A 16,517-nucleotide genomic window follows, 5' to 3' on the forward strand; every position below is an offset into this window, starting at 1 on the left:
ATCGAACATACGTGCGACCACCGACAATTCCGCCGGAGCCGGAACCGTCCTCTACGAGGCCAGCGCCGCTACGTTGCCCGCCATGCTGGACCACATCGGACTGCAGGTCGCCGACGTCGAGGCGTCCCTGGCCTTCTACCTCCGCGCCTTCGAGTCCATCGGGATGCGGGAGGCCATGCGCTACCCGGCCGGGGAGTCGTTCGTCGTCGGCCTCGCCGGTCCCGACGGCGTGCCCGACTTCTGGCTCAGCCCGGCGGAGGGCGGGGAGACCCGGGAGCTGCACCTCGCGTTCCGGGCGCCGGACCGGGCCGCGGTGGACGCCGTCCACGAGGCCGCCCGAACCGCGGGGGCCGAGGTGCTGCACGCGCCGCGGGAGTGGCCCGAGTACCACCCCGGCTACTACGGCGTCTTCCTCCGCGACCTCGACGGGCACAACGTCGAGGCCGTCCACCACGGGGATGGCGGCTGACCGTCAGGACGGCGGGCGGGGGCGCCAGCGCTTCCAGTGCGCGACTGCACCCGCCCGCGGCTTGCCGTCCCAGCGCAGCTCGACCTCGACGGTCATCGCCGACTCGTCGGCCCGGGTCACCACCGCGACCAGGGACAGCGGCTCACCCAGCGGGGCCGGCCGCAGGAAGCGGACGTCGAGGCCGGCCGTCACGTAGGGGAGTGCGGCGCCGGTCAGTGGGCCCCAGCCGCGGCGGTCGGCCTCGTCGAGCACGGCGGCCGCGGAGTGGCAGTCCAGCACCGTGGAGATGATCCCGCCGTTGAGGTAGCCCAGCCCGTTGTCGTGCTCCGGCCACGGCGTGAACTGCGCGGTCGCGCCGTCCACGCCGGGGAAGCTGCGCAACTGCAGCCCCCGCGGGTTGGCCGGGCCGCAGCCGAAGCAGGTCAGGTCGGGGACCAGGCGCTCCTGGATGCTGGGTCCGGCCGGGGAGGACGTCATGCCGGGCAGCATGCCGGTCACGTCCAGTCGGTGCGCCGCAGCGGCGGCAGCTCCCCGCCGGTGCGCTGGAGCAGCACCTGGGCGACGCCCATGTGCCCGGCCTCGAAGGCCAGCGCGCTGGCCGCCATGTAGAGCCGCCACACCCGCGCCCGCCCCTCGCCGGCCACCGCGACCGCGGCGTCCCAGTTCTCCTCGAGCCGCTGGACCCACGCCCGCAGGGTGAGTGCGTAGTGCCGGCGCAGCGACTCCACGTCGAGCACCTCGAGGTCCGGGGACTCCAGGACGCCGACCATCTCGCCGAGGGGGATCAGCTCGCCGTCCGGGAAGACGTAGCGGGCGATGAACGTGTCGGGGTCCCACGTCTTCGTCCCGGCGTTCCAGGCGATCGCGTGGTTGAGCACCCGGCCGCCCGGACGCAGCAGCTCGCGCAGCCGGGTGGCGTACTCGGGCAGGCGGGCCCGGCCGACGTGCTCGGCCATGCCGATGGAGCTGATCGCGTCGAAGGGACCGTCTTCGACGGCGCGGTAGTCCTGGACGCGGATGTCCACGCGGTCGGTCAGCCCGGCCTCCGCGACCCGCTTGGCGGCCCGCCGGGCCTGCTCGTCGGACAGCGTGATGCCGACGACGGTGGCGCCGTACCGCTGGGCGGCGTGGATCGCCAGGCTGCCCCACCCGCAGCCCACGTCCAGCAGGCGGGAGCCCTCGCTGAGGCCGAGCTTGCGGCACACCAGGTCCAGCTTGGCCTCCTGGGCGGCGTCCAGGCCGGTCTCCGGGGACGCCCACACCGCGCAGGAGTAGACCATCGACGGGCCCAGGACCAGCTCGTAGAAGTCGTTGCCGACGTCGTAGTGGTGCGCGATCGCCGCGGCGTCCCGCCGTCGCGAGTGGCGCAACCCGGTGCGGCCCAGGTGGGCCTCCTCGGCCGGTGGGGCCGGTTCCGGGCCGACGGCACCCAGCCGCAGCGCGACGCCCAGCAGGCGCAGCCGCTCACGCGGCGTGGGGGCGGCCATCGGGCCGGTGTCGGCCAGCCGGCCGACCGAGCTCAGGGCCGCGAAGGTCGCGAAGACGTCGTCCTCCAGGTCGATCTCCCCGGCGACGTACCCGCGTCCGAGCCCCAGCTGGCCGGGTGACCACAGCAGCCGGCGGAGCGCCTGCGGGGAGCGGACGGCGAGCACCGGGGCACCCGCGGGTCCGGCCAGCGAGCCGTCCCATCCGCGCATGCGAAGGGGGACGTCAGGTGTCCCGAGCACGGCCCCCAGGGCCTCTGTCAACTGGTCGGCGACCGTCCGCTGCTGGCTCATCCCACGCTCCTCTTCTCGGGCGCAGCCGTCCGCCCGGTGCCGGGAACACAGTTGCGCGAACCAACTGATGAGCGCAACGCCGGGCGAGTAGATGATCATCCCGCGGCGGGAGGGGCTTGGGGAGGGGGCGAGGTGCGGCGTCAGGAAGAGGCCGCGGCGTCCTCGTCGTCCGCGGTCAGCGCGACGGAGGTGATCCGGTGGACGGCGAAGGTGCGGTTCTCCCCGCGCCCCTCGTCGTAGCCCTGCAGGAACCCGCCCACCAGCGACACCGGCTGCACGATCCGCTGGCTGCCCGAGCCCTGGGCGTCCACGTAGCCCAGCCAGACCGACAGTCCTTCGCGGACCGCCCTGGACAGCAGTTCCAGCGTGCCCGCGGTGGTCACGCCCGGGACCTGCCGCACCGGCTCGGTGCGGCGGGCGGCCAGCGCGGCGTCGCCGGCCCGGATCTCCCGCACCGTGGCCGCGACGTCGTCCGGGCCCAGCGGGCGGGGTCCGGCCGCGGAACCGCCGACCCGGAGCACCCGGCCAGCCGCGCGGGGCGGCGCCGCCGGCCGGGTGAGCACCGCGCCACCGGCGTTCTCGCCGGCCGGCGCGTACCCGGCCGCGCGCAGCACGCTGAGCACCTCCTCCGGCGGCAGGCCGCTGACCAGCACCCCGGGAGCCAGCCGGCGCAGCTCGGCGTTGGCGGTGCGCCGGTCGCTGAGGACCTGGGAGACCAGGCCGTGGTCGTCCGAGCGCACGTAGCACTCGATCGCGCCGACCCGCAGCCGGCCGTGCTGGCGGGCCACGTCGTCGACGAGGAAGTCCAGCGCCTGCGGCACCGGGGTGCGGGAGGCGCGGGAGAAGAAGTCGTGCAGGTCGGTGGCCGACCACCCGGCGTCCAGGGCCCGGCGGATGCTGCCGTCGGACACCCGGTACACCGTCGCCCCGCCGGAGGACTCGACGTCGGCGACCAGGGCGAGCGTGCCGGCCAGGTCGGCGACGAGCGGGCCCGGCGCGATCAGCGAGAGGTCCGGCTGGGCCAGCACGTGGTCCAGCGGCTCCGGCAGGAGCCCGCGCATCCCGTCGGCGGCGGCGTCCTCCCCGCCGGTGAGCAGTCCGCGTCCGCCGGTGCCCAGCACCCCGCGGACGGCGATCCCGAGCCGCTCGGCCTCTGCCAGCAGGGCGGGCACCGGCGACAGCCGGTCGGCCCGCCGCGGGGTGCGCCAGCGCAGCAGCGCCACCAGCTCGTCGGCGGACAGCCCCTGCCCGGGCGGGTACTCGGCCAGCACCGCCAGCGCCGAGCGGCGCAGCGCCGGCGCGGTCTGCCGGACGACGTCGGGGGAGAGGACGTTCACCGCCTTGCCGGCCACGTCCCGCTGGCCGACCAGCGAGAGGAGCCGGGTGCTGGTCAGCCAGCCGTCGGCGAGCACCGCCCAGCGGTCGGGGAGGTCCTGCTCCCGCCACGCGTCGTAGGCGCGGGTGGGCAGCCACTCGTCGCGCTGCGCGCCGCCGACGTCGAGCAGGCCGGCGACGTGCGCCACCTCGATGAGGAACGCGACGTCGGCCTCGCCGACCCGCAGCTCCTTGGCCAGTCGCTTCTGGTCGCGCACCCCCAGGCCGCCGCTGCGCAGCAGCCCGGCCGGCTCCTCCTCCAGGGCGGTGAGCAGGTCGGCGACCCGGCCGAGCACCTCCAGGGCGGCACCGGCGGCCTGCCGGTCGACGACGGCGGGCTCGCGCTCGCTGACCGGGGGCTCGGGCCGCAGCCGGGGCGGGCCGAACGGCTGGTCCCCCCGCAGCGCCAGGCCGATCTCGCGGGGCAGCTCGACGTTCACCGCGTCGATGCGGGCGAGCAGGCCGCGCTGCAGCAGCCGGCGCGCGGGGCTGGCCGGCCCCGCCGCGATGGTGTCGGGGAGGTGGCCGACCGGCCGGTCGCCGGACAGCCGCTCCAGCACGGCGCGCTCGTCGGCCTCCAGCTCAGCCAGCGCCGCCGGCAGGTCGGCCGGCAGTGGAACCCGCAGGTCGGCGGCTCGCCGGCCCAGTCCCGCCGGGTAGCGGACGGCGCGGCGCACCGGCTCAGGGGCGTGCAGGACGTCGTCGCCCCACAGCAGCGCGCGGGTGGTGAGCGTGTCGATGCCCGCCTCGAGCACGTCGTCCGGCACCTGGGGCAGCAGCCCGGGCAGGTCGCCCCGGGCCACGCCGTCGGAGGGGGAGAGGAGGACGGCGTCGAGCACCTGGAGGGTGGCGGCGTCGAGCTCGTCGAGGGCGCGGTCGACGGAGACCGGGACGGCCAGCCGGGTCGCCAGCCCGACGACGTCGGAGGGGGCGGGACGGGCGACGTCCGGCCGGGCCGCCAGCAGCGCGCCCAGCTGTTCATCGGAGCGGGTGCGCAGCCAGGCGGCGAGCGTGGCGGGCTGGTCCGGAGGCATCCGGTCCACGTTACGTCGGCACGGGGCGCCGGCGTCCCCGGACCGGGGAGGACCGCCCGACCGGATGACCGGCTCTGCCACGATCGGGAGGTGTCCGCCCTCGACGACCCGCAGACCCGCACGGCCCTGGCCGCCCACCGGGCCGGCGCGCTGCGCTGGCTGGGCGGCGGGGCATCGGCGATCGTCCTCGGCTTCCTCCTCGCGGCCGCGGTCGTGCGGATCGTCCGCGACACCGGGACCCGGCCGCCGTTCGGGGGCCTGCTCGTCGTCGTCCTCGTCGTCGTCGGGCTGTGCGCGGTGCTCGTCGGCGTGGGCGCACTGGTCCGCACCCAGCGGTGGACCCGGGCGCTGGCCGGCACGTCCTGGCGGCGCGGCGTGCTGCGCGTCGCCAGCCCGGCGGACCTGCACGTCGAGCCGGCGGGCTACGACGAGCTCACCGACGAGCCGCTGCGGCTCTGCCTGCTCTCGACGGCCGTGTGGCGCACCCGTGCCGTCGAGCGGCTGGCCGACGCCGAGGTGTCCTACGCGCCGGCCGGCGGCCGGGAGTGGCTGCTCACCGCGGACGGCGCCGGCACCGTCTACGGGGCGCGTGAGGTCAAGCGCCGCTGACGGGGCCACTGCGTGGGACACCACTGGTGTGCGACGCGTGTCACTGCCAGGGTGCACGGGAAGATGAGCGGGGAACGCCCCGGCTGACCGCGCCGGGCGCACCGCACACGGAGGCGACAGTGGCCAAGAGCAACGAGAAGCACGCCCACCTGGTGGAGCCGACCTGGGGCCGGACGACGGGCGGCGTGCCGCCGGTCACCGAGTTCGCGACCGACGTCGCCGGCGGGCTCTCGCCGTTCGGTGAGGACCACGACTTCCCGATCCCGCCGCACCGGCTGCGCTACGCCCACCCGACCGACAAGCCGAACCGCGCCGGCCTGATGGCGGGCGAGGGCCGGTGATCGTGAGGACGACGCCCGAGCGAGGACCGGAGGGAGCGCCGGCGACCGAGGAGCGGAACGAGGGCGGAGTCGAGCAGTGAGCCCGGTCCCCGCGCTGCCGTCCTACAGCAGCGGCACCTCCACGGTGCCCCTGCTCGGCGACACGATCGGGGCGGACCTCGACCGGACGGCAGCGCGGGTCGGCGACCACGAGGCGCTCGTCGAGTGCGCCACGGGCCGCCGCTGGACCTATCCGCAGCTCGTCGCCGACGTCGACGCCTGCGCGCTCGGCCTCGACGCGCTCGGCGTGGAGAAGGGCGACCGGGTCGGTATCTGGGCGCCGAACTGCGCCGAGTGGGTCCTCGTGCAGTACGGGACGGCGAAGCTCGGCGCCGTCCTGGTGAACATCAATCCCGCCTACCGCACGCACGAGCTGTCCTACGTGCTGCGCCAGGCGGGCATCTCCCTGCTGGTCGCCGCGCCGGAGTTCCGGACCAGCGACTACCGCGCGATGGTCGAGGAGGTGCGGCCGGAGGCCCCGGCGCTGCGCGAGGTGGTCTTCCTCGGCGACCCGGAGTGGGAGCAGCTGATGGCCGCCGGCCGCGCCGCGGACCGGGGGCGGCTGGCCGAGCGGGCGGCCCTGCTCTCGCCGGACGACCCGATCAACATCCAGTACACCTCGGGGACGACGGGCTTCCCGAAGGGCGCCACCCTCACCCACCACAACCTGCTCAACAACGGGTTCTTCGTCGGGGAGGGCTGCGGCTACACCGAGGCCGACCGGGTGTGCATCCCGGTGCCGTGCTACCACTGCTTCGGCATGGGGATGGGCAACCTCGGCTGCACCTCGCACGGGGCGACCATGGTCATCCCGGCCCCGGCGTTCGACCCGGCGGCGACCCTGCGCGCGGTGCAGGAGGAGCGGTGCACGTCGCTCTACGGCGTCCCCACGATGTTCATCGCCGAGCTGGCGCTCCCGGACTTCGCCGACTACGACCTCTCCAGCCTGCGCACCGGGATCATGGCCGGCTCGCCGTGCCCGGTCGAGGTGATGAAGCGGGTGGTCGGCGAGATGGGCATGACCGAGGTGACCATCTGCTACGGCATGACCGAGACCTCCCCGGTCTCCACCCAGACCGGCGCGGACGACGACCTCGACCGGCGCACCGCGACCGTCGGCCGGGTGCACCCGCACCTCGAGGTCAAGGTGGTCGACCCGAACACCGGGCTGACCGTGCCGCGGGGCACACCGGGGGAGTTCTGCACCCGGGGCTACTCGGTGATGCTGGGCTACTGGGACGAGCCGGAGAAGACCGCCGAGGTGCTCGACGCCGCCCGCTGGATGCACACCGGCGACCTCGCGGTGATGGACGACGAGGGCTACGTGAACATCGTCGGCCGGATCAAGGACATGGTGATCCGCGGCGGGGAGAACGTGTACCCGCGGGAGGTCGAGGAGTTCCTCTTCACCCACCCGGACGTCGTCGAGGCGCAGGTGATCGGCGTGCCCGACGAGCGCTTCGGTGAGGAGCTGATGGCCTGGGTGCGGCTGCGGGAGGGCGCCGAGCCGTTGACCGCCGAGGCGATGCGGGCCTTCTGCGCGGGCAAGCTCGCCCATTTCAAGATCCCGCGGTATGTGAAGATCGTCGACTCCTTCCCGATGACGGTGACCGGCAAGGTGCGCAAGGTGGAGATGCGCGAGGTGTCGATCGACGAGCTGGGCCTGCAGGCGGCCGCCGCGGTGCGCAACGCCTGACCTCAGCCCAGCCGGGCCAGCAGGTCGACGGCCAGCCCGCATCCCGCGGTGAGCACGACGAGCGCGGTGACCAGCGCGGCCGAGCGGTGGGCGCGGGCGTCGCCGGCGGCCGCCGCCGCGGCCTGGCCGGCCCGGTGACGGCGGGGCACCAGCACCCCCAGGACGACGAGCCCGGCGAGCGCGACCACCGCGGTGGGGACGACCAGCAGCAGGTCCTCCGCGAGCACGGTGCTGCGCGCCAGCAGCCCGGCGACCAGGAGCATGCCCAGTCCGGTCCGCTGCCAGGCCAACGCCGTGCGGGCCGGCTGGGTCTCGATCGGCGGCGTCACCTCCGGACGACCTCGGCGACCACCAGCACCAGCAGCGCCACGACCAGGACGGCGACCAGGCCGGTCACCCACCGCGCGGCCACGCTGGGCTGCAGCGGCTGGTCCGCGGCGATCGCCCGCTCGTTGCGGACGTAGCGGCGGTACCCGGCCAGCGCCGTCCACAGGCCGGCCAGCAGGAGGCCGACCGACACCGCGGGCCCGCCGGCGGGGAAGCCGAGCTCCGGCACGAACTGCGTCATCGCCACCCCGCCGGCGACGAGCGCCAGCCCGGTGCGCAGCCAGGCGAGCAGGGTGCGCTCGTTGGCCAGGCTGAAGCGGTAGTCCGGGTGCGGCGGGGGGCCCGCGGGGGACGGCACGGCGGTCAGCGTAGGGCGAAGATCAAATGGGGCGGCGGACGGGCACGGATGGCTACTAACCTGGAGGTGGGACGGCCGGTGACCGGCCGCCGGAACCGGTGACGAGTGACTGAGGGATCGACGTGCCCAGCGGCAAGGTGAAGTGGTTCAACGCGGAGAAGGGCTTCGGCTTCCTGGCCCGCGAGGGCGGCCCGGACGTGTTCGTGCACAAGGAGGCGCTGCCGGCCGGCACCACCGAGCTCAAGCCCGGTCAGCGCGTCGAGTTCGGCATCGTCCAGGGCCGCCGCGGTGACCAGGCGCTGCAGGTGCAGGTGCTCGACCCGCTGCCCTCCGCCGTCGCCGCCAGCCGTAAGGAGCCGGACGTGATGGTCCCGATCATCGAGGACCTGATCAAGCTGCTCGACTCCACCTCGGCGAGCCTGCGACGGGGCAGGTACCCGGACCGGCAGGTGGCGGGCAAGGTCGCCGCGGTGCTCCGCGCGGTCGCCGACGACCTCGACGCCTGACGAAGGCCCCCTTGCCCCCCGCCACTCGCCCGCTCGCGGCGTGGCCCTGCAAGGGGGCCGCACGTCACGGTGCCGGCGCGGTCGTCGGCGTGCCGGTGGCAGCCCGGATGAAGCCGACCGGCCAGGCGCCGGACAGGCCGCTGCACTCGTCGGTGTCGGCGTCCTCGACCACCACCAGGTAGAAGGTCGGGGGGACGACGTCGGAGCTGGTGATCCCGTCGAACTCCGCCGCGCCCCGGGCGACGTCGACGTCGCCGATCTTCTCCTGCAACTGCTCGTCGAACACCTGCACGCCCCAGCCGGCCTCGGCGACCGACTCCGGCACCCGCAGCTCGATCCGGGTGTCCGGGGCGACCTCGATGATCGGGGGCGTCACCTGGTAGCGCTGCCCCTCCCCGGACAGGCAGTACTGGGTCGGGTCGACCTCGATCTCGTCGCCGCCGGCGCGCACGGTGACCGGCGGCGCCGTCGACTCCGCCGACCCGGCGCCCCCGCACCCGGTGAGCACCGCCAGCCCGCCGAGCAGCGCCAACGCCGTCGCCGTCCTCACGTCCGGTCCTCCCTGTCGTTCGTGGTCCGCGACCGGCGGCTGCGCAGGCTCACCAGGACCAGGCCGACGACGAGCGCGAGCAGCGCCGCGGCCACGGTGAAGCCGAGCCAGCCGGTGGCGGGCAGGGCGACCCCGAGCGCTCCGCCGGCGACCCAGGCCAGCTGCAGCCAGGTCTCGGAGCGGGCGAAGGCCGACGCGCGCTGGGCGTCGGGCACCTCTCGCTGGACGATCGCGTCCAGACCCGCCTTGCCCAGTGCGTTGGCGACCGCCGCCACCCCGGCCACGAGCGCAGCCATCGGCAGGCTGAAGAAGAAGGCCGCGACGACGGTGACCACCGCGGCGGCGCCGGCCGCGATGAGGACCACGGCGTCGGGGCTCGCGGTGTGCAGCCGCGAGCCGATCGCGGTGCCGAGGAGGCTCCCGGCGCCCGCGGCCGCGGCGATCGAGCCGAGCGCGAGCGTCGCCGGCCAGCCGCCGGACACCGTCGCCTGGACCAGGAACGCCGAGAAGATGGTCAGGAACCCGCCGAGACCGCGCAGCGCCGCGGTGGCCCGCAGCGCCGTGACGACGTGCCGCGTCGTGGAGCGGCGCCGCCCGGGGGCGCCGATCGGTGCCGTGCGCAGCACGTCGACCGGCTCCTCGCCGACGGCGACGTCCACGTGCGCGGGCAGCCGGACGGCGAGGACGGCGGCCGCGGTGAACAGCGCTGCGGTCGCCCCCAGCTCCCAGCCGAAGCCGAGCAGCGCGGCGACCCCGGCCGCGAGCCCGCCGCACACCCCGCCCACGGCCAGGCCGAACACCGACAGCCGGGCGTTGGCGGAGGTCAGCGACATGGCGGAGGGCAGCACGCGCGGGACCACCGAGCCCCGCAGCACGTTGAACCCCTTGCTGAGCACCAGCACGCCGAGCGCGGCCGCGTAGAGCCCCAGGCCGTCGTGGTGGACCGCCATCACCACCGCCAGCACCGCACGGCCGGCGAGGCTCCCGGCCAGCGCCCAGCGCCGGCCGCGCTGCAGCCGGTCCAGCGCCGGGCCGATCACCGGGGCCACCACGGCGAACGGGGCCATCGTCACCAGCAGGTAGAGGCTGACGTTCCACCGCTGGGCGTCCGCGGCCGCGGCGAAGAACAGGGTGCCGGCCAGGGACACGGCGATCATCGCGTCGCCGGCCATGTGCAGCGCGTTGACCCACAGCAGCCCGGACAGGCCGCTGTCCCCGGCACCGTCGGCCCGGCTCGCCGCGCGGACCCGGCGCACCGCGGCCCCGGTGAGCTCGCGGCTGCGCGCGGCGGCGACCCGGGTGACGGTCACCTTCGGCGGGCGGGCACCCAGCCCGGGGGTTCCCTCGTCAACAGGCCCGGCAGCGGTGGTCCCGGGCACGGGCAGCGGGCGGGTCTGCGTGCGGCGGATGCCCATCGGGGAGGTCTCCACCCCGGGGTCGGCCACGCCCCGCGGGGACCGCCGGCGCAGGAACACGCGGGGACCGGGGGAGGCGGGCACGGCGACCATGGTGCCGCAGCCAGCTGTGCGGCTGGGCCGGTGCGGTCTCCCGGACGGTCGCCGGTCCGCCGGCGAGGGCATCGAGGATGATGGGCCCCGTGCCCGACTCCGCCTTCGCCGCTGCCCCTGGCTCCACCCCGGACGACGTGCTGGCCGCCGCGGTCGAGCAGGCCCGGGCCGCCGCCGTGGACGTGGCCGCGGACCCCGCTGCCGTCGGCCCCCACCTCGGGGTGACCGCGGAGCCGCTCACCGACGAGGGCCCGGCCGGCCCCGAGCTCGGCCTCGTCGCCACCCACTCCTTCGCCGCCGCGCTGCCCGGCTACGACGGCTGGCACTGGGCGGTCACGCTGGCCCGCGCGCCGGACGCCGACGAGGTCACCGTCGACGAGGTCGTGCTGCTGCCCGGCGACTCGGCGCTGCTGGCGCCGGCCTGGGTGCCGTGGCACGAGCGGCTGCGCCCGGGGGACCTGTCGGTCGGCGACGTGCTGCCCTCCACCGAGGACGACCCCCGCCTGGTGCCCGCCTACCTGGCTGACGACGACTCCGCCGACGACCCGGCCGGCCGGGTCGTCGCCGAGGAGCTCGGTGTCGGGCGCGAGCGGGTGCTCTCGCCGGAGGGCCGGGCCGAGGCGAGCGAGCGCTGGCGGGAGGGCGACTTCGGTGCGCGCTCGGCGATGGCGCGGCACGCCCCCGGCCCGTGCGCCAGCTGCGGTTTCTGGATCCCGCTCACCGGGTCGCTGCGGCTGTCGTTCGGCGTCTGCAGCAACGCCTACACCCCGGCGGACGGGCACGTCGTCACCGCGGACTTCGGCTGCGGTGCCCACAGCGAGGCGACGCTGGAGCGCAGCCTCGGCGGGCCCGCCGAGGTCGTCACATCCGCCCGCTACGACACCGCCGACTTCGACGTGCTGTGACGATCAGCGCTGGCCCTGCCAGCGCATGAGCCCCAGCCCCAGCCCGGCCAGCACGATGGCGCAGACGCAGGTCCACGTCCACACCCGGTCCACCCGGTCGCCGAGCACGAGCAGCACCACCAGGGCCACCGCCCACAGCGCGGCGCCGAGCTGCACGACCCGGGCGGTGTCGACCTTCAGCGGCGGCGGGGAGGGGCGGGACGGCACGGGCACGACCCGACCCTAGGCCCTGCGGCCCAGGTCACGGCGCTGCGGAAGCTGATCTTCCTCCTGCTGTGTGGCACGCTGTCGCCGCTCGCAGCCACCCACGCCGGGCGGTCGGCCGGTGCCCGAGGCTCCGCGTCCCACCCCGGCCGCGTCCCGAGGGGTCACCCATGCCCGACAGGTCCCGTCCTCACCGACCGTCCGCGTCGGGTACGCAATCGGCCGGCGACACCAGCGACGAGGCGGTGCTCGGCTCCTCGGCCCCCCGGCGCAGCCCCGGCCCCACGATCCGGCCGAAGAACGGCCTCGACCGCTACTTCGAGATCAGTGCGCGGCGGTCGACGGTCACCCGCGAGGTCCGCGGTGGGCTGACCACGTTCTTCACGATGGCCTACATCGTGGTGCTGAACCCGATCATCCTGTCCGGCGCGGACATCGACGGGACGGCGCTGTCCTTCGCCTCCGTCGCCGCGGTGACCGCCGTCGTCGCCGGTGTGCTGACCGTGGCGATGGGCGTGATCGGCCGCTACCCGCTCGCCCTGGCCACCGGGCTGGGCATCAACGCGGTCGTCGCCGTCTACGCGGCGACCCAGCTGTCCTGGCCGGAGATCATGGGACTGGTCGTCCTCGAGGGCCTGCTGATCATGCTCCTGGTGCTCACCGGCTTCCGGCGGGCCGTCTTCGAGGCCATCCCGCCCCAGTTGAAGACCTCCATCGCAGTGGGCATCGGCTTCTTCCTCACCATCATCGGCCTGGCCGACGCCGGCATCATCCGCCCCGGCAACCCGCTGATCAGCTTCGGTGACAACGGCGTGCTGGCCGGCTGGCCGATGCTGACCTTCGTCGTCGGCCTGCTGCTGACCAGCGTGCTCGTGGTGCGCCGGGTCAAGGGCGCCCTGCTCATCGGGATCATCGCCACCACGGTGTTCGCGATCGTCGTCGAGGCGATCGCCGGTGTCGGCCCGCGCTTCGGCGCCGACGGGGCCACCAACCCGCGGGGCTGGGCGCTGCAGGTGCCGACCTGGCCGGACACCTGGTTCGGCCTGCCGGACCTCTCCCTGATCGGGCAGTTCTCGCTGTTCGGCGGCTTCGAGCGGATCGGCGTCATCGCGGCGCTGCTCATCGTCTTCTCGATCATGATCGCCGACTTCTTCGACACCGTCGGCACCGTCACCGCGGTCGGTGCCGAGGCCGGTCTGCTGGACGAGAAGCGCAACCTGCCCCGCTCCCAGCCGGTGCTGCTGGTCGACTCCCTGGCCGCAGCGGCCGGTGGTGCCTCGAGCGTCTCGTCGAACACCACGTACATCGAGAGCGCCGCCGGTGTCGGTGACGGTGCGCGCACCGGCCTGGCCAGCGTGGTGACCGGGATCGTCTTCCTGGTCGCCGCCTTCTTCACCCCGTTGGTGCAGGTCGTGCCCTCCGAGGCGGCGGCACCGGTGCTGGTGATCGTCGGCGCGATGATGATCAGTCAGGTGCGCGAGCTGGCCTGGGACGACATGTCCCTGGTCATCCCCGCCTTCCTGACGATCGCGCTGATGCCGTTCACCTACTCCATCACCAACGGCATCGGCGCCGGCGTGGTCAGCTACGTGCTGCTGCGGGTGGCCACCGGCCGCGGCCGGGACGTGCACCCGCTGATGTGGGTGGTGGCGGCCGTGTTCGTCGTCTACTTCGCGCTCGACCCGATCCAGCAGATGTTCTGAGGGAGGCCCCCTGCCTGCCCCGCGCGAGAGCGGGGCGGGCAGGGGGCCAGTCGTTAGGTAGGCTATGGAGCGTGGGCAAGACGACGCTGGACACCGCGGCGTTGGCCCATGACCTCCGCCTGGCCGTCATGCGGTTCTCCCGGCGGCTGCGCAACCAGCGCGTCGACACGTCGGTGACCCTCACCCACCTGGCCGCGCTCTCCACGCTCAAGCGCCACGGGCCGATGAGCCCCGGTGAGCTCGCCGGCCACGAGCGGGTGCAGCCGCCGTCGATGACCCGCGTGGTGGTCGCGCTGGAGTCCAAGGGCCTGGTCACCAGGACGCCGCACCCGACCGACGGCCGGCAGGTCGTCATCGACCTCACCCCGGCGGCCGAGCAGCTGCTGGGCGAGGAGGTCCGTGCCCGGGAGGCGTGGCTGACCGGCCAGCTGCAGCAGCTGACCGCCGAGGAGCGCACCGTCCTGCGCGAGGCCTCGACGATCATGGACAAGCTCGCCAGTGGGTGACCTCCACGCCTGCTGAGCCACCACCCCAGCGCACCGGCATGTTCCGGTCGCTGAGCGTTCCCAACTTCCGGCTCTACGTCTCGGCCAACCTGGTCAGCCAGATCGGCACGTGGATGCAGCGCATCGGCCAGGACTGGCTGGTGCTGCAGCTGTCCGGGGACAGCGGCATCGCGCTCGGGGTGACCACGGCGCTGCAGTTCGGGCCCACCCTGCTGTTCAGCTTCTACGGCGGTGTGCTCGCCGACCGGTACGACAAGCGCCGGATGCTGCTGCTCACCCAGACCGTGATGGGCCTGCTCGCCCTGGGGCTCGGCCTGCTGGTCGCCGGGGACTCGGCCGCGCTGTGGCACGTGTACGTGCTGGCCGCGGCGCTCGGCGTCGCCTCCTCGCTGGACACCCCGGCCCGGCAGTCGTTCGTCTCGGAGATGGTCGGTCCCGAGCACCTGGCCAACGCCGTCAGCCTCAACTCCACCGCCTTCAACGCCGCCCGGCTGATCGGCCCGGCGGTGGCCGGCGCGCTGATCGCGGCCTCCGGCGGCGACACCGCCCCGGCCTTCCTGGTGAACGCGGGGAGCTTCGCCACCACGATCGTCGCGCTGCTGTGCATGCGCACGGCCGACCTGCAGCCCAGCGCACCCGTGCCACGCTCCCGGGGGCAGCTGCGCCAGACGCTCACCTACACCCGGCAGCACCCCGACCTGCTGCTGGCCATGCTGCTGGCCTTCACCGTGGGCACCTTCGGCTTCAACACCCAGATCACCATCGCGCTCATGGCGCGCGAGGTGTTCGACCTCGGCGCCGGGGCGTTCGGCCTGCTGTCCACCGCGTACGCCGTCGGGTCGCTCAGCGGCGCGCTGCTGTCGACCCGGCGCAGCCGCCGGCCCCTGCAACGCTTCCTGGTCGTCTCCGCCGTCGTCTTCGGTGTGCTGCTGATGGTCAGCGGGCTGATGGGGAACTACTACGCGTTCGCCGCGCTGCTCATCCCCACCGGCGCGGCCGCGCTGGTGTTCAGCGTGGCCTGCAACAGCTTCGTGCAGCTGGGGGTCGAGCCGCAGATGCGCGGCCGGGTGCTCGCGCTGTACTTCATGTGCTTCATGGGCGGCACGCCGGTCGGTGCGCCGCTGATCGGCTGGATCTCCGAGCAGTTCGGCGCGCCGTGGGGCCTCATCGGGGGCGGGCTGGTGTGCGTCGTCGTGGCGGCCGGCGCCGGCGCGGTCCTGGCCCGCGGCCGGCACGTGCGGCTGGAGCTGCACGTGATCCCGCCGAGCCTGCAGCTGCACGTCGCACCGGCCGGTCCGGAGGGTGCGACGGCCGACCTGGCCGAGGAGGCCGTCGGCGAGGTCCCGGGCGAGCAGACGCCCCGCGACCGGGTGCGCTGACCAGCGAGGTGACCGGTTGCGTTGAGCCGGTCACGTTGTGATCAAGGTCCCGGGAGTCGTACGGTCCACCCGTGCCCTCGGGAGGGTGGGTCTCCGCGGACGTCGGGACGTCGCTGCTGCGTCTCGGCGGTTCCGGCGCGCTCCTGATCGGCGGCTGCGCGGTGCTCGTGTTCGGGATGCGGTGGCTGCTCGGTGAGCTGCTGCGCCAGCGGGCGCGCCGGCGCCGGCGTCGCGCCCTGCCGCGCCACCCCGAGCGCCACCCGTCGCCCGCGCTCGCCCAGCGCCGCGCCCGGCACCCCTCCGCGCACCACTCGACCGGTCCGCTGCCGGTGAGCCCCCCGCAGACCGGGCCGCGGCCGGTGTCCCGGCCGCGCCGCCCCATCGAGGTCGTCGCCGCCGACCTGCGCCGGCTCACCCGGGAGCTGACGGTCGTGACCGGCGGCGGACCGATGACCCGGCGCAGCGGGCTGCTGGCCGCCTACGACGACGTGCTCGTCGAGGCCGCCGAGCTCCTGGAGGTCCCCGAGCAGCTCACCACCCAGCCGGCGGCCGCGCGCGAGTTCGAGCGGCGCCGGCTGCTCGCACTGCTGGCGGCCCGCGGGCTGGTGGTGGGCGACTGAGCAGCTCCGCCGTCCCAGCGTCGGCGGGCCGGTTGTTCCTGGCCGTCGACCCCTCGCCGGAGGCGGTGGCGGCCCTCGACCACGCGCTGGAGCCGCTGCGCGCCGTGCCCGGTGGGCCGCGCTGGACCCCGCCGGAGCGCTGGCACCTCACCCTGGTCTTCCTCGGCGACGTCCCCGCGGCGGCGCTGGAGCCGCTGGTCCGCGCGGTCGCCCCGGTGGTCGCGGCGACGCCGCCGCTGTCGCTGCGGCTGGCCGGCGGTGGGCGCTTCGGCTCGCGCCGCCGTCCGGCGGTCTTCTGGGCCGGGCTGGACGGCGACGTCCGGCTGCTCGCCGACCTCGCCGACCGTCTCGCCACGGCCGTGCGCGGCGTCGGCCTGCCGGTGGAGGAGCGGCCGTTCCGGGCGCACCTCACGCTGGGCCGCTGGCGCCCGGGGCAGCCCGCGGACGGCGACCTGCCCGAGCGGCTGGCCGGCACCCGCGGGCCGGTGTGGCCGGTGACCGAGGTGGTGCTCTGGCGCAGCCACCTCGGCCCGGCGCCCAGCTACGACCGGGTGGCCGCCTGGCCGGTCGGCTGCTGAACGTCGCCCTCCACGGCACCGCCCCGAGCGCCG

The 16,517-nt window shown here is 75.1% G+C and carries 19 protein-coding genes; 11 read left to right on the forward strand and 8 right to left on the reverse strand.

Annotated features, from left to right (window positions below; all coding sequences use genetic code 11):
• Window positions 1-82 precede the first annotated feature (82 nt).
• On the forward strand, window positions 83-469 hold the full coding sequence (locus HK417_RS01655; protein ID WP_222262611.1) for a VOC family protein: 387 nt from the start codon (window positions 83-85) through the stop codon (window positions 467-469).
• 3 nt (window positions 470-472) lie between these two features.
• Here HK417_RS01655 and HK417_RS01660 read toward each other — a convergent pair whose 3' ends face one another.
• The 3 genes from HK417_RS01660 to HK417_RS01670 form a co-directional block, all read right to left on the reverse strand.
• The gene (locus HK417_RS01660) at window positions 473-958 is read right to left on the reverse strand and encodes a PaaI family thioesterase (protein ID WP_261325706.1); all 486 of its coding nucleotides are present in this window, start codon (window positions 956-958) and stop codon (window positions 473-475) included.
• A gap of 5 nt (window positions 959-963) precedes the next feature.
• Window positions 964-2,247, reverse strand: a complete 1,284-nt coding sequence (locus HK417_RS01665) for an SAM-dependent methyltransferase (protein WP_222262614.1) — start codon at window positions 2,245-2,247, stop codon at window positions 964-966.
• A gap of 140 nt (window positions 2,248-2,387) precedes the next feature.
• On the reverse strand, window positions 2,388-4,655 hold the full coding sequence (locus tag HK417_RS01670) for a helicase C-terminal domain-containing protein (RefSeq protein WP_222262616.1): 2,268 nt from the start codon (window positions 4,653-4,655) through the stop codon (window positions 2,388-2,390).
• Between the two features lie 90 nt (window positions 4,656-4,745).
• Here HK417_RS01670 and HK417_RS01675 point away from each other — a divergent pair, with 90 nt between their 5' ends.
• The 3 genes from HK417_RS01675 to HK417_RS01685 all read left to right on the forward strand — a co-directional run bounded on the left by HK417_RS01675 (window position 4,746) and on the right by HK417_RS01685 (window position 7,340).
• Window positions 4,746-5,264 (forward strand): hypothetical protein, encoded by a 519-nt coding sequence (locus tag HK417_RS01675; RefSeq protein ID WP_222262618.1) that lies wholly within the window; start codon window positions 4,746-4,748, stop codon window positions 5,262-5,264.
• Between the two features lie 119 nt (window positions 5,265-5,383).
• Window positions 5,384-5,605 (forward strand): hypothetical protein, encoded by a 222-nt coding sequence (locus tag HK417_RS01680; RefSeq protein ID WP_222262620.1) that lies wholly within the window; start codon window positions 5,384-5,386, stop codon window positions 5,603-5,605.
• A 76-nt stretch (window positions 5,606-5,681) separates the two neighbouring features.
• Complete coding sequence (locus HK417_RS01685) at window positions 5,682-7,340, forward strand: AMP-binding protein (protein ID WP_222262621.1); 1,659 nt, start codon at window positions 5,682-5,684, stop codon at window positions 7,338-7,340.
• Between the two features lie 2 nt (window positions 7,341-7,342).
• Here HK417_RS01685 and HK417_RS01690 read toward each other — a convergent pair whose 3' ends face one another.
• Together HK417_RS01690 and HK417_RS01695 are read right to left on the reverse strand one after the other, a co-directional pair.
• Window positions 7,343-7,669: a hypothetical protein gene (locus tag HK417_RS01690; protein ID WP_222262623.1), complete on the reverse strand. Its 327-nt coding sequence runs from the start codon at window positions 7,667-7,669 to the stop codon at window positions 7,343-7,345.
• Window positions 7,666-8,025, reverse strand: a complete 360-nt coding sequence (locus tag HK417_RS01695) for a YidH family protein (RefSeq protein WP_222262624.1) — start codon at window positions 8,023-8,025, stop codon at window positions 7,666-7,668. Before HK417_RS01695 ends, HK417_RS01690 begins: the two co-directional genes overlap by 4 nt.
• 122 nt (window positions 8,026-8,147) lie before the next feature.
• On the opposite strand from HK417_RS01695, the gene HK417_RS27245 reads away from it, so the two are divergent.
• Window positions 8,148-8,531: a cold-shock protein gene (locus tag HK417_RS27245; protein WP_222262625.1), complete on the forward strand. Its 384-nt coding sequence runs from the start codon at window positions 8,148-8,150 to the stop codon at window positions 8,529-8,531.
• Window positions 8,532-8,595: 64 nt separating this feature from the next.
• Here the strand turns inward: HK417_RS27245 and HK417_RS01705 are convergent, their stop codons facing one another.
• Both HK417_RS01705 and HK417_RS01710 read right to left on the reverse strand, forming a co-directional pair.
• Complete coding sequence (locus tag HK417_RS01705; RefSeq protein WP_308123311.1) at window positions 8,596-9,081, reverse strand: DUF2771 family protein; 486 nt, start codon at window positions 9,079-9,081, stop codon at window positions 8,596-8,598.
• Window positions 9,078-10,580 carry an MFS transporter gene (locus tag HK417_RS01710; RefSeq protein ID WP_439957899.1) on the reverse strand — a complete coding sequence of 501 codons (1,503 nt, stop codon included), beginning with the start codon at window positions 10,578-10,580 and terminating at the stop codon, window positions 9,078-9,080. Before HK417_RS01710 ends, HK417_RS01705 begins: the two co-directional genes overlap by 4 nt.
• 89 nt (window positions 10,581-10,669) lie before the next feature.
• Between HK417_RS01710 and HK417_RS01715 the strand changes: the two genes are divergently transcribed.
• Window positions 10,670-11,494, forward strand: coding sequence for a DUF3027 domain-containing protein (locus HK417_RS01715; protein ID WP_222262764.1), 825 nt, complete (start codon window positions 10,670-10,672; stop codon window positions 11,492-11,494).
• 3 nt (window positions 11,495-11,497) lie between these two features.
• Here the strand turns inward: HK417_RS01715 and HK417_RS01720 are convergent, their stop codons facing one another.
• A complete protein-coding gene (locus tag HK417_RS01720; protein ID WP_222262626.1) occupies window positions 11,498-11,707 on the reverse strand; it encodes a DUF2530 domain-containing protein in 210 nt (69 codons plus the stop codon).
• Window positions 11,708-11,868: 161 nt separating this feature from the next.
• On the opposite strand from HK417_RS01720, the gene HK417_RS01725 reads away from it, so the two are divergent.
• The 5 genes from HK417_RS01725 (at window position 11,869) to thpR (ending at window position 16,484) form a co-directional block, all read left to right on the forward strand.
• On the forward strand, window positions 11,869-13,401 hold the full coding sequence (locus HK417_RS01725) for an NCS2 family permease (protein ID WP_222262627.1): 1,533 nt from the start codon (window positions 11,869-11,871) through the stop codon (window positions 13,399-13,401).
• Window positions 13,402-13,472: 71 nt separating this feature from the next.
• On the forward strand, window positions 13,473-13,907 hold the full coding sequence (locus tag HK417_RS01730; protein ID WP_222262628.1) for a MarR family winged helix-turn-helix transcriptional regulator: 435 nt from the start codon (window positions 13,473-13,475) through the stop codon (window positions 13,905-13,907).
• Window positions 13,904-15,286, forward strand: coding sequence for an MFS transporter (locus HK417_RS01735; RefSeq protein ID WP_308123312.1), 1,383 nt, complete (start codon window positions 13,904-13,906; stop codon window positions 15,284-15,286). Before HK417_RS01730 ends, HK417_RS01735 begins: the two co-directional genes overlap by 4 nt.
• A 71-nt stretch (window positions 15,287-15,357) precedes the next feature.
• Window positions 15,358-15,906: a hypothetical protein gene (locus HK417_RS01740; RefSeq protein WP_222262629.1), complete on the forward strand. Its 549-nt coding sequence runs from the start codon at window positions 15,358-15,360 to the stop codon at window positions 15,904-15,906.
• A gap of 32 nt (window positions 15,907-15,938) precedes the next feature.
• The gene (gene thpR, locus HK417_RS01745) at window positions 15,939-16,484 is read left to right on the forward strand and encodes an RNA 2',3'-cyclic phosphodiesterase (RefSeq protein ID WP_261325578.1); all 546 of its coding nucleotides are present in this window, start codon (window positions 15,939-15,941) and stop codon (window positions 16,482-16,484) included.
• Window positions 16,485-16,517 lie beyond the last annotated feature (33 nt).

It is taken from the genome of Modestobacter marinus (assembly GCF_019799945.1).
Taxonomy (GTDB): Bacteria; Actinomycetota; Actinomycetes; order Mycobacteriales; family Geodermatophilaceae; genus Modestobacter; species Modestobacter marinus_B.

Bases quoted from the DNA above. Each gene is read 5' to 3' on its own strand.
- HK417_RS01670 (WP_222262616.1), bottom strand. From the start codon at position 4,655: ATGCCTCCGGACCAGCCCGCCACGCTCGCCGCCTGGCTGCGCACCCGC.
- HK417_RS01655 (WP_222262611.1), top strand. From the start codon at position 83: ATGCTGGACCACATCGGACTGCAGGTCGCCGACGTCGAGGCGTCCCTG.
- HK417_RS01665 (WP_222262614.1), bottom strand. From the start codon at position 2,247: ATGAGCCAGCAGCGGACGGTCGCCGACCAGTTGACAGAGGCCCTGGGG.
- HK417_RS01660 (WP_261325706.1), bottom strand. From the start codon at position 958: ATGCTGCCCGGCATGACGTCCTCCCCGGCCGGACCCAGCATCCAGGAG.
- HK417_RS01725 (WP_222262627.1), top strand. From the start codon at position 11,869: ATGCCCGACAGGTCCCGTCCTCACCGACCGTCCGCGTCGGGTACGCAA.
- HK417_RS01715 (WP_222262764.1), top strand. From the start codon at position 10,670: ATGGGCCCCGTGCCCGACTCCGCCTTCGCCGCTGCCCCTGGCTCCACC.